The following is an 11,553-nucleotide window of genomic DNA, read 5'->3' on the forward strand; positions in this document are numbered from 1 at the left end:
TCCTCCGGCTCGGCCCGATCCGGCGGCAGGCCGAGGAAGGCCGTAAACTCACGGATCTGCCGGACATAATCGCGCTGCGTGTGCTCGCCAAACCGGCGGATGGTCATGTCCTCGATCATCCGCTGGCGCAGCGGACTGACGGTGACGGCATCGGTCATGGAAGCCTCCAAGGATCAGGGGAAACGACCCCGAAATCCTCGAATGCAGCGCCTCACATGCGAAATCTCAGCGCTGAACGCGCCGCAGCGCCCTGCCGCGAGAGCGGCTTAGTCCACTGGCGCAACTCGCCCCTCAACGGCCAACCAAAGGAAGCCGTTGGGGCGCACGTTGGGGTAAGAAGGCCTTTCGTTCCCCAAAAAGAGAATTAAGTCAGATACATAGAAAGGGATTGATGGCGGACAGGGCGGGATTCGAACCCGCGATACGGTTTCCCGTATACACACTTTCCAGGCGTGCGCCTTCAACCACTCGGCCACCTGTCCGGCGCGCTGCTTATGACCTCCGGCCCCGCTTCTTTCAAGTGCCGAAGCCGGCCGATCGCAAGGCTTGCGACAAATTCTCCTTTGCCGTTGCAATGATGGGGCCTTGGGGGCACATCCGGTTTCCCGGCCTGGCGGTACCAGGGCCGTGGCGGGAGCCGGTCGGCAAGGGCGTTTCGGCAAGGGCGTCTCGGCGCTCGTGGCGGGCAGGATGGGGGTGGGCTTGCGCTTTCTGGTCAGGTTTCTGGGCTATCTTCTGGTTGCGGGCGGCTTCGTCGTCCTGCTGACCGACGGGGCGCGCTCGATCGCCAACTCGGCGCTGCGCTTCACCTTGCTCGGGGAGACGCTGCTGGCCTTGCTGGGCGAGCGCTACCGGCAGCTGCAGCCCGCGGTCGAACGCAATCTGCATCCGCTGCTCTGGGATCCCTTGCTTCTCCATCTGATGCTGGCCCCGACGGCGCTCGCGGGCCTCCTGCTCGGCTTCCTGCTGCTCTGGCTCGGCGCTGAGCCGAGGCCGGTGATCGGCATCGTCACGCGACGGTGAAGCGCCGTCTCGGCGGGCACGGCTGGGCGCGACCGCCTGCCGCCCCTATATTGCATCGGATCGAAGACGGAGGCCGCCATGTTCTCTCTGCGCAGGAAGACCGAAATGCCCGCTCCCGGCCAGGCGCTGCCGGGTCGTGACGAGCCTCTCGCCACGGCCGAGCGGCATTTCGTCAACGGCCGGCCGCTGCAGGGCCCCTATCCGGACGGCATGCAGCTCGCCTTGTTCGGGCTCGGCTGCTTCTGGGGCGCCGAGCGCAAGTTCTGGCAGGCCGGCGAGGGCGTCTTCGTCACGGCCGTCGGCTATGCCGGCGGCGCGACGCCCAACCCGACCTATGAGGAGGTCTGCTCGGGCCTGACCGGCCACAACGAGGTCGTTCTCGTCGCCTTCGACCCGGCCAGGCTGTCCTATGAGGCGCTGCTGAAGACCTTCTGGGAAAGCCACGACCCGACGCAGGGCATGCGCCAGGGCAATGACATCGGCACGCAGTACCGCTCCGGCATCTATGTCTTCGACGCCGCCCAGCGCGCCGCCGCCGAGGCCTCGCGGGCGCAGTACGGCCGCGCGCTCGCCGCCGGCGGCTATGCTCCGGTCACCACCGAGATCGTTGACGCGCCGCCCTTCTACTTCGCCGAGGACTATCACCAGCAATATCTGGCGAGGAATCCGGCCGGCTATTGCGGCCTCGGCGGCACCGGCGTCGCCTGCCAGATCGGCACCGGCGTCGCCGCCTGAAGGCGCGCGCCCGTCGCTCCGGCCGCCACTCCCGGCCGCGCCGGGGCGACAATGCCGGCGCCTCGTTTGTGAAGAAGGCCGCAATTTAGACACAATCTTGCGCGGCCGGCCCCTTGATCCGCGCCGCAAAGCTTCGGACACTCTCCGGCTGCAACCGGAGATTTTCCATGAACTCGAAGCTCACCAAGCGCCTCGGCGGGATCGGTCTCGGCATCGGCGCGCTCGCGCTCGTTGCGGGCGTCGCCCTGGCCCAGGCCCCGGCCTTCTTCCGCATCGGCACCGGGGGCACCGCCGGGACCTATTACCCGATCGGTGGCCTGATCGCGAACGCGATCTCGGCGCCGCCGCAGCTGGTCTCGACCGCGGTCGCCAGCAACGGCTCGGTCGCCAATGTCAACGCCATCGTCGGCGGCGCGGCGGAATCGGGCTTCGTCCAGGCCGACGTCGCCTACTGGGCCTATTCCGGCACCGGCGTCTATGAGGGCAAGCCGAAGGTCGCGGAATTGCGCTCGATCGCCAATCTCTATCCGGAGAGCGTCCACCTCGTCGTCCGCAAGGCCTCGAATGTGAAGAGCGTCGCCGATCTCAAGGGCAAGAAGGTCTCGCTCGACGAGCCGGGCTCCGGCACGCTGCTCAACGCCAAGGCGATCCTCGCCGCCTTCGGCGTCACCGACAAGGACATCACGGCCGAATACCTCAAGCCCAACCAGGCGGCCGAGAAGATGAAGGACGGCTCGGTCGACGCCTTCTTCTTCACCGGCGGCTTTCCGGCGGCGGCGATCTCGGAACTCGCCTCGACCGGCTCGGGCATCGACATCCTGCCGATCACCGGCGCGCCGGCCGAGAAGCTCGCCAAGGAATCGCCCTTCTTCGCCGCCGACGAGATCCCGGCCGGCACCTACAAGGATGTCGGCGCGGTCAAGACGGTCGCGGTCGGCGCCCATTGGCTGACCTCGTCGAAGGTCTCGGCCGACACGGTCTATGCCGTGACCAAGGGGCTGTGGAGCGACAAGGCTAGAGCCGCTCTCGATGCCGGCCACGCCAAGGGCAAGGCGATCCAGAAGGCGACGGCGCTGTCGGGCCTGCAGGGCGTGCCGCTGCATCCCGGCGCCGAGAAGTTCTACAAGGAAGCCGGCCTGCTGAAATAGCCCCCAGCCCTCCACCAGCTTGCATTGACCGCTGTCATCCCGGGCGGCCGAAGGTCGTCCCGGGATCCATCGTAAGGCTCTGGCGCTCTACGATGGATCCCGGTGCTCCGCTTCGCTACGACCGGGATGACGGCGTTTCTTTTTGGTCGATGGCTGACGTCATCGCGCCCGATCACGACCGTCGAGGTCTTCCATGACAACCCAGCCCTCCGTCGCCGAACTCGCCAAGCTCGAGGAAGAGCTCGATCCCGAGATGCAGTTCCGCAAGGTGCCGCATGACACCGCGCTGCTCGTCGGCGGCCTGCTGCTCGCGCTCTCGGCCTTCCACTACTACACCGCCGGCTTCGGCCTGCTGCGCGAGACGACGCATCGCGGCATCCATCTGGCGTTCGTGCTCGGGCTGATCTTCCTCGTCTTCTCCGGCCGCAAGAGCGACGCCGGGACGGTGCATGCCTCGACCGTGCTGCGCCCCGGCGGCGTGCCGCTCTACGACTGGATCTTCGCCGCCGCGGCTGCCGTCTCCAGCCTCTATGTGCCCTATATCTTCGAGGACATGGTCTTCCGCGTCGGCAATCCCTCGACGCTCGACGTGATCATGGGCTCGACCACCATCATCCTGATGATCGAGGCGACGCGTCGCGCGATCGGCTGGGGCCTGCCGCTGATCGCGCTCTTCGCCATGTTCTACGCCATGTTCGGCAACTGGTTTCCGGGCATCTTCCTGCATCCGGGCTCGACCTGGTCGAACCTGGTCAACCATCTCTATCTGACCAGCCAGGGCGTCTATGGCGTCGCTCTCGGCGTCGTCGCGACCTATGTCTTCCATTTCGTGCTGTTCGGCGTGCTGGCGACGCGGGTCGGCCTCGGCCGGCTCTTCCTCGGCGTCGCCGCGGCGGTGGCCGGGCGCTTCGCCGGCGGCCCGGCCAAGATCTCGATCTTCGGCTCGGCCCTGTTCGGCATGATCTCGGGTTCCTCGGTCGCCAACACCGTCACCGTCGGCTCGCTGACCATCCCGATGATGATCCGCCTCGGTTATCAGCGCCATTTTGCGGCGGCCGTCGAATCGACCGCCGCGACCGGGGGGCAGATCACCCCGCCGATCATGGGCGCGGCCGCCTTCCTGATGGTCGAGTTCCTCAACCTGCCCTATGCGACGATCGTCGTCGCCGCGATCATCCCCGCCTTCATGCACTTCTTCGGGGTGCTGATGCAGGTGCATTTCGAGGCCAAGCGCTCCGGCATGCGCGGCCTCACCGACGCCGAGATCCCGAAGCTGTCCGAGGTCTTCGCGCGCGACTGGCCGACGATCGCGCCGCTCTTCGTGCTCATCCTGATCCTGTTCACCGGCTACACCCCCTATCTCGCCGCCTTCTGGGGCATCACCGGCTGCATGCTGGTCGGCCTGGCGCATTACCGCGCGGCCTCCGCGCTCGTGCTGGCGGTTGCGCTCGGCATCGCGGCGCCGACCGAGATCCTGCGCATGCCCGGCGTCAATCTGGCGCTGACGCTCGCCGCCTTCGCGGCCATGGCGCATGGCGTCCTGAGCCGCTGGGAGGAGGGTCGCAAGCGCGTCCAGGAGATGGTCGACGCCTTCATCCTCGGGGCGAAATACGCCATCGGCGTCGGCGCCGCCGCGGCGACGGTCGGCATCATCGTCGGCGTGGTGACGCTGACCGGCGTCGGCTTCAAGATCTCCTGGATCGTCACCTCGCTCGCCGACCAATGGGCCAATGGCGTGCTCGCCATCGCGCCGTTCCTGCCCTTCGAGATCAAGAGCGCGACGCTGTTCTTCACGCTGCTGCTGACCGGCATCGTCTGCATCCTGCTCGGCTGCGGCGTGCCGACCACGGCCAACTACATCATCATGGTGACGGTGGCGGCGCCGGCACTCGGCATGCTCGGCGTCGACCCGCTCGTGGCGCATTTCTTCGTGTTCTATTACGGGGTGCTCGCCGATGTGACGCCACCGGTGGCGATCGCCGCCTATGCCGGGGCGAGCATGGCGGGAGCCGACCCGTTCAGGACCGGCAACACCGCCTTCCGGCTCGCGCTCGGCAAGGTGCTGGTGCCCTTCGTCTTCGTCTTCTCGCCCTCGATGCTGATCATGGCGCCGGGCTTCACCTGGACCGAGCTTGTCGGCTCGACCGCCGCCTGCATCGCCAGCATCACCTTCCTGTCCGCGGCCTTCGCCGGCTGGTTGCTGGCGCCGCTGGCGATGTGGGAGCGCTGGCTGATCGCGCTCGCCGCCCTGCCGATGATCCTGGCGACGCCTGTCAGCGTGGCGGCTGGGCTGGTCATCGCCGCGCCGGTTCTGCTGCGGCAGGTGCTGGCGCGGCGGGCGGCCGTCGCCCCGGCTTAGAGACATCTCCAGGTAACTCTTGGGTTCCCGATATGTTCTTGCAACCCTGACGCGCTTCCGCTAGCGTCATGACGCGGGAACGGGGTGGCGCGGAATGGTGACGCGGGTCGCGACGGTGGCGTTCGAGGGCATCGAGGCGCGTGCCGTCGACGTCCAGGTCCAGGTCACACCGGGCGGCGTCGCCTTCATCCTGGTCGGCCTGCCCGACAAGGCGGTGGGCGAGAGCAAGGAGCGCGTCCGCGCCGCCCTGATCGCCTCGGGGCTGGCGCTGCCGGCCAAGCGCATCACCGTCAATCTCGCCCCGGCCGACCTGCCCAAGGAGGGCAGCCATTACGACCTGCCGATCGCGCTCGGCGTGATGGCGGCGATCGGGGCGATTCCGCACGATGCGCTCGCCGGCTACACCGTGCTCGGCGAGCTTGCGCTCGACGGCTCGATCAGCCCGGTCGCCGGCGTGCTGCCGGCCGCCATCGCCGCCTATGGCCGCGGTCAGGGGCTGATCTGCCCGGCCGCCTCGGGCCCCGAGGCCGCTTGGGCGGCGCAGGACCTCGATATCCTGGCGCCCCGCTCGCTGATCCAGCTCGCCAATCACTTCAAGGGTACGCAGGTGATGGCGCGGCCGCAGCCGGCCGTCGCCCGCCAGGCCGGGCCGCTGCCGGATCTTGCCGACATCAAGGGCCAGGAGAGCGCCAAGCGCGTGCTCGAGATCGCCGCCGCCGGCGGCCACAACCTGCTGATGAACGGCCCGCCGGGAGCCGGAAAATCGATGCTGGCGAGCCGGCTGCCCTCGATCCTGCCGCCGCTCGCGCCGCGCGAACTGCTCGAGGTCTCGATGGTGCTTTCGGTCGCCGGCCATCTCGCCGACGGGGCATTGACCGACCGGCGGCCCTTCCGGGCGCCGCATCATTCGGCTTCGATGGCCGCGCTCGTCGGCGGCGGCATCAAGGCGATGCCGGGCGAGGTCTCGCTCGCCCATCACGGCGTGCTCTTCCTCGACGAGTTGCCGGAGTTCCAGCCGCAAGCGCTCGATGCGCTGCGCCAGCCGATGGAGACCGGCGAGGTGCTGATCTCGCGCGCCAATCATCGCGCCGTCTATCCGGCCCGCTTCCAGCTCGTCGCGGCGATGAACCCCTGCCGCTGCGGCAAGGCGACCGAGCCCGGCTTCGCCTGCCGCCGCCAGCCGAACGAGCGCTGCATGGCGCAATACCAGTCCGGCATCTCCGGGCCGATGCTCGACCGGATCGACATCACCATCGACGTGCCGGCGGTGGCGGCCTCCGACCTGCTCCTGCCGGCCGCCGCCGAGGGCTCGGCGGAGGTCGCGGCGCGGGTGGCGCAGGCGCGGGCCCGCCAGGCCGCCCGCTTCGCGGCGCTCGGGTTGGACAATGTCACCAGCAATGCCGGCTGCCCGGCCGCGGTGCTCGACCAGGTGGCGCGGCCCGATGCCGCCGGGCTCAGCCTGCTGCGCAGCGCCGCCGAGGCGATGCGGCTGACCGCGCGCGGCTATCACCGCGTGCTCAAGGTCGCGCGCACGCTCGCCGACCTCGACGGCGAGGAAAAGATCGGGCGCATCCATCTCGCCGAGGCGCTGTCCTACCGCTCGCGCATCGACCAGGCGGCACAGGCGGCCTAGGTTCTTGAACGCACGCGACGCGGCTGCTGCCACTCCGGAGCAGGCAGCGCTGTTAAGGTCCGCCGCCCCTTGCGATTGCCGGCAAAGCCGGACGCTTTCGCGTGGATGGAAGGCCGGAGCCGGCTTCAGAACGGAAGGATGCATCATGGCAAAGAACACGATCTGCCTCTGGTACGACAAGGATGCGGAGGCTGCTGCGCGCTTCTACGCGAAGACCTTTCCCGACAGCCGGGTGGGCGCCGTGCACCGCGCCCCCAGCGACTACCCATCCGGCAAGGAGGGCGACGTGCTGACGGTCGAGTTCACCGTCGCCGGCGTCGCTTGCCTCGGCCTCAATGGCGGTCCCACGTTCAAGCATAATGAAGCCTTCTCGTTCCAGATCGCCACCGAGGATCAGGAGGAGACCGACCGCTACTGGAATGCCATCATCGGCAATGGCGGCGAGGAGAGCGCCTGCGGCTGGTGCAAGGACAAATGGGGACTTTCCTGGCAAATCACGCCGCGCGTCCTGAGTGATGCCCTGGCGGTTGGCGGCGCCGAAGCAAAGCGTGCCTTTGAAGTCATGATGACCATGACGAAAATCGATGTCGCCGCGATCGAGGCGGCGCGGCGCGGTTGACGCGCCGTCGCGTCTTGCGGCCGGATGGCTGCCAGAGCGTATCGGCGCTCCGCCGGTAGCTGCTGTTTATGGGTTCACGCTCCGGCCCGGTCCTCGCCAGGCTGAAGTCGCGGGGAGCGCGGATGCGCCTCGGCCTCGACAGCTCGTGACCGGGCCCGCAAGCCTTGCGCGCCCTGCTTCCGCTCCGTCGATCCATGCCAAACGGTTAACGAAACCATTCAAACCAGCCACAGTCCGTGCCATTGCCGCGAACTTTTCCTCAACGCGACGATGCTAGACCGGTGCCATGATCTGGCCGCCCCTGCCTATCCTCGTCGCGCTCGCGGCCTCGCTGCTTGCCGTCCTTTGCGGCATCGCCGCGCTCTGGCTGCTGCGCGAGCGCGGCCGGGTCGTGCGTCAGGCGGCGGCGATCGCCGGCGACGTCGAGCGGCTGAACGACAAGCTCTGGGAGCTGGCCGACAGCGAGGAGCGCTATCGCAGCCTGATCGAGGCGCAGGGCGACCTGATCGTGCGCCGCAGCGAGGGCAAGATCGTCTACGCCAATGCCGCCTATGCGGCGCTGCTCGGCCTCGCCGAGAGCGAGGTCGCCGGCAGCCTGCAGATGCCGCGGGTCCGTGTCGCGCGGCCGGCGCAGGCCCTGGCCGACGGCGCCCGCGTCTTCGACGAGTGCATCGAGACGGATGCCGGCGAGCGCTGGCTTTCCTGGGTCGAGACCGCGGTTCCGGTCGCGGCCGGTCGGACGGTGCTGCAGCGCGTCGGCCGCGACATCACCGCCCGCATCGCCGGCGAGCGCGCACTCGAGGAGGCCCGCAGCCGGGCCGAGGAGGCGAGCGCCGCCAAGTCGCGCTTCCTCGCCACGGTCAGCCATGAATTCCGCACCCCGCTCAACGGCATCCTCGGCATGGCCGACCTGCTCGGTGACACCAGGCTCGACCCGGAGCAGGCAACCTATGTCCGGGCGCAGCGGACGTCGGGGGAGGCGCTGCTCGGCCTGGTCGACGGCATCCTGGATTTCGCCAGGGTCGAGGCCGGCAAGCTCGAACTGGCCGACGAGCCTTTCGATCTCGCTTTGCTGATCGAGGACGTCACCGAGTTGATGGCACCGCGCGCCCAGGCCAAGGGCACCGAGGTCTCGGCCCTGCTCGCCGCCGACCTGCCGGTGCAGATCCGCGGCGATGCCGAGCGCCTGCGCCAGATCCTGCTCAATCTCGTCGGCAACGCGGTCAAGTTCACCGAGGCCGGCGGCGTCGGCATCCGGGCCGAGCGCGCTGGCGATGAGGTCGTGATCCTCGTCGCCGATACCGGCCCGGGCATACCGGCCGAGCGCCTTTCGAGCATCTTCGAGGAGTTCGAGCAGATCGAGACGAACGCGCGCGCGCCCGGCGGGACCGGCCTCGGCCTCGCCATTGCGCGCCGGCTGGCGCTGGCGATGGGCGGGACGATTTCCGTCGAAAGCCCGCCGGAGGGCGGCGCGACCTTCCGGCTCGCCTTGCCGCTGCGCGCCGTCGCCGCGCCGGCATCGGCGATCGCGCCGCCCGACTGGCGCGGCAAGCGCCTGCTGGTCGCCTCGGGCGCGCCCTTCAGCGCCGGCCATCTCGCCGAGCAGGCCAGCCGCCTCGGCGCAGCCGTCATCCTGGCGGCCGATTGCGAGGCGGCGCTCGCCCGGCTGCGCGAGGATGGCCCCTTCGCGGCGGTGCTGGTCGACCGGGCGCTGCCCGGTGGCGAGGTCGAGCAGCTTGCCGCCGCCGCCAAACGGGCCGGCGTCAGCGAGATCGTCATCATGCTCTCGCCGGGAGAGCGCCGCGGCTACGGCTCACCCTTCGCTGCCGGTTTCACCGGCTTCCTGGTCAAGCCGGTGCGGGCCCGCTCCCTGCAGGAGCGCCTCGGAGCGGCCGAGCGCCAGCGCGGCCCCGCTGCGGCCGGGAACGGCGCCGCGCTGCCGGTCGCGGCGAACGGCCTTCGGGTGCTCGTCGCCGAGGACAACGAGATCAACGCGCTGCTGGCGACGCGTACGCTCGAGCGGCTGGGCTGCGTGCCGACCTGGGCGCGCGACGGCGGCGAGGCGGTTCGCCTGCTCGAGGCGGCGCTGGCTGGCCAGCGGCCGGGCTTCGACCTCGCCTTGCTCGATATCCGCATGCCGGAGCTGGACGGGATCGCCGTCGCGCGCCGCATCCGGGCGGCCGAGCGCGAGCGCGGCGTCGCCCGGCTGCCGATCCTGGCGGTGACGGCCAATACCGCCGAGGCGGACCGGCTCGCTGCGCTTGCCAGCGGCATGGATGATTGCCTGGCTAAGCCGCTCTCGCGCGAAGCCCTGCGCGCCTGGGTCGAGAAGCTTTCCAGTGCCGCGGCCGTGTCCGCCCGCTACGCCTGAAGCCGGCTTGCCTGCGATCTCGCGCGCCGGGGGGCTCGCCATCGCGCTCTTGATCGGCTATCTCTTCGTCATATCTCTGACGTAGTTCTGTCGCGATCCCGTAAGACGTTCGGCGCAGTGGTGTCATACGCCCAGCCGAGGCCGCACAGGGATAAGACCGCAAATGGCGCTCGACGTTCTCCTTGGTCTCCGCCAGCCGGCAAAGCAGAAGCCGCGAGCCCAGCCGTATCGCGCGCGCTTCGCGCCCTTCGGGCTGATGGCCGCCGGCAAGCAGCGCGGCGTGTTCTCCTATCCCGGCCCGGACGCGCTCTCCGGCACGCTCGGCCGTTCCGGCACGCTCGAGGTCCGTCTCGCACGCGGCCCGCGCGAGATCTGGCGGGCGCAGCGCCTGCGCTACCGCGTCTTCTATCAGGAGATGTCGGCCAAGCCCGATGTCGTCTCGCGCATGTTCCGGCGCGACGCCGACCGTTTCGACGCCTCCTGCGACCATCTCCTCGTCATCGACCATGCCGCCCGCGGCCGCTTCGGCGGCATCAAGCCCAAGGTCGTCGGCACCTACAGGCTGATGCGCGAGCAGGCGGCCTGGCGGCTCGGCGGCTTCTACAGCCAGTCGGAATTCGACATCGCGCCGATGATCGCGCGCCATCCGGAGCTTCGCTTCCTCGAGCTCGGCCGCTCCTGCGTGCTCAAGCCCTATCGCACCAAGAAGACGGTCGAGCTGCTCTGGCACGGCATCTGGGCCTATGTCCGCCATCATCGCATCGACGCGATGTTCGGCTGCGCCAGCTTCGACGGCACCGATCCCGGAATGCAGGCCCTGCCGCTCTCCTTCCTGCACCATCATGCGACGGCGCAGGACGAATGGCGCGCTGCCGCCCAGCCCGAGCGCCATGTCGCGATGGACCTGTTGCCGGCGGGCATGGTCGACGCCAAGGCGGCGCTGAAATCGCTGCCGCCGCTGGTCAAGGGGTATCTGCGCATCGGCGCGCGCTTCGGCTCCGGCGCCGTGATCGACCGGCAGTTCGGCACGATCGACGTGCTGGTGATCCTGCCGGTCGCGGCGATCGACCAGCGCTATCGCGACTATTACGGCGACGAAGGCCAGCGCTACGCCGCCTGAGCGGAGCGTCGAGCGCCGTCCAACCCCGTCATTGCGAGCGCAGCGAAGCAATCCAGGAGGGCTCGCCCGGCCGCCCCTGGATTGCTTCGGCGGCTTCGCCGCCTCGCAATGACGGATGAGCCTTGACCTGCGGCGGGCGGTGTTTTCGCCTACTCCCCCGCCGCCGCGAGGTCGCGCAGCGCCTGGCGATAATCCGGATAGCGGAAGGCATAGCCGAGTTCGCGCTTCAGCAGCGCATTCGAGACCCGCTTGTTCTCGCCATAGAAGCTCGCCGCCATCGGCGAGAGCCTGCTCGGATCGAAGGGCGTTTCCGGCGGCGGCGCCAGCCCTGCGGCCTCGGCGGCGAAGCTGACCACGTCCTGCGGCGGCGCCGGCTCGTCATCGGTCACATTGTAGACCGCGCCGGCACGCGGCTTCTCGAGCGAGGCCATCAGCACGCCGGCGATGTCGTCGACATGGATGCGGTTGAAGACCTGGCCGGGCTTGATCAGCCGGTTGGCGGTGCCGGCCCGCAGCTTGGTGATGGCGTTGCGGCCGGGGCCGTA

9 protein-coding genes and 1 tRNA gene are annotated in these 11,553 nt (G+C 69.2%); 8 read left to right on the forward strand and 2 right to left on the reverse strand.

Going from position 1 to position 11,553, the window contains the following annotated elements; genetic code table 11:
* Positions 1 to 392: 392 nt before the first annotated feature.
* A tRNA-Ser gene (locus V6M56_RS00695) sits at positions 393 to 482 on the reverse strand.
* Positions 483 to 702: 220 nt separating this feature from the next.
* Between V6M56_RS00695 and V6M56_RS00700 the strand changes: the two genes are divergently transcribed.
* The 8 genes from V6M56_RS00700 to olsB all read left to right on the forward strand — a co-directional run bounded on the left by V6M56_RS00700 (position 703) and on the right by olsB (position 11,008).
* Positions 703 to 1,023, forward strand: coding sequence for a PetM family of cytochrome b6f complex subunit 7 (locus V6M56_RS00700; protein ID WP_332680646.1), 321 nt, complete (start codon positions 703 to 705; stop codon positions 1,021 to 1,023).
* A 78-nt stretch (positions 1,024 to 1,101) separates the two neighbouring features.
* Positions 1,102 to 1,758 (forward strand): peptide-methionine (S)-S-oxide reductase MsrA, encoded by a 657-nt coding sequence (gene msrA / locus V6M56_RS00705; RefSeq protein WP_332680647.1) that lies wholly within the window; start codon positions 1,102 to 1,104, stop codon positions 1,756 to 1,758.
* 167 nt (positions 1,759 to 1,925) lie between these two features.
* Complete coding sequence (locus tag V6M56_RS00710; RefSeq protein WP_332680648.1) at positions 1,926 to 2,906, forward strand: TAXI family TRAP transporter solute-binding subunit; 981 nt, start codon at positions 1,926 to 1,928, stop codon at positions 2,904 to 2,906.
* Between the two features lie 193 nt (positions 2,907 to 3,099).
* Complete coding sequence (locus V6M56_RS00715) at positions 3,100 to 5,265, forward strand: TRAP transporter permease (RefSeq protein ID WP_332680649.1); 2,166 nt, start codon at positions 3,100 to 3,102, stop codon at positions 5,263 to 5,265.
* A 94-nt stretch (positions 5,266 to 5,359) separates the two neighbouring features.
* Positions 5,360 to 6,898, forward strand: coding sequence for a YifB family Mg chelatase-like AAA ATPase (locus V6M56_RS00720; RefSeq protein ID WP_332680650.1), 1,539 nt, complete (start codon positions 5,360 to 5,362; stop codon positions 6,896 to 6,898).
* 145 nt (positions 6,899 to 7,043) lie between these two features.
* A complete protein-coding gene (locus V6M56_RS00725) occupies positions 7,044 to 7,517 on the forward strand; it encodes a VOC family protein (protein WP_332680651.1) in 474 nt (157 codons plus the stop codon).
* 286 nt (positions 7,518 to 7,803) lie between these two features.
* The gene (locus V6M56_RS00730) at positions 7,804 to 9,888 is read left to right on the forward strand and encodes an ATP-binding protein (RefSeq protein WP_332680652.1); all 2,085 of its coding nucleotides are present in this window, start codon (positions 7,804 to 7,806) and stop codon (positions 9,886 to 9,888) included.
* A 163-nt stretch (positions 9,889 to 10,051) separates the two neighbouring features.
* Positions 10,052 to 11,008, forward strand: coding sequence for a l-ornithine N(alpha)-acyltransferase (olsB, locus tag V6M56_RS00735; protein ID WP_442881044.1), 957 nt, complete (start codon positions 10,052 to 10,054; stop codon positions 11,006 to 11,008).
* Positions 11,009 to 11,157: 149 nt separating this feature from the next.
* Here olsB and V6M56_RS00740 read toward each other — a convergent pair.
* The coding region (locus tag V6M56_RS00740; RefSeq protein WP_465247574.1) for a Rossmann-fold NAD(P)-binding domain-containing protein at positions 11,158 to 11,553 on the reverse strand (396 nt) is incomplete at its 5' end.

The organism is Allobosea sp. (assembly GCF_036675845.1).
Taxonomy (GTDB): domain Bacteria; phylum Pseudomonadota; class Alphaproteobacteria; order Rhizobiales; family Beijerinckiaceae; genus Allobosea.

What these genes read in the sequence shown, in the direction of transcription:
- V6M56_RS00730 (WP_332680652.1), top strand. Translation starts at nt 7,804, where the DNA reads ATGATCTGGCCGCCCCTGCCTATCCTCGTCGCGCTCGCGGCCTCGCTG.
- V6M56_RS00720 (WP_332680650.1), top strand. Translation starts at nt 5,360, where the DNA reads ATGGTGACGCGGGTCGCGACGGTGGCGTTCGAGGGCATCGAGGCGCGT.
- olsB (WP_442881044.1), top strand. Translation starts at nt 10,052, where the DNA reads ATGGCGCTCGACGTTCTCCTTGGTCTCCGCCAGCCGGCAAAGCAGAAG.
- V6M56_RS00710 (WP_332680648.1), top strand. Translation starts at nt 1,926, where the DNA reads ATGAACTCGAAGCTCACCAAGCGCCTCGGCGGGATCGGTCTCGGCATC.
- V6M56_RS00715 (WP_332680649.1), top strand. Translation starts at nt 3,100, where the DNA reads ATGACAACCCAGCCCTCCGTCGCCGAACTCGCCAAGCTCGAGGAAGAG.
- msrA (WP_332680647.1), top strand. Translation starts at nt 1,102, where the DNA reads ATGTTCTCTCTGCGCAGGAAGACCGAAATGCCCGCTCCCGGCCAGGCG.
- V6M56_RS00725 (WP_332680651.1), top strand. Translation starts at nt 7,044, where the DNA reads ATGGCAAAGAACACGATCTGCCTCTGGTACGACAAGGATGCGGAGGCT.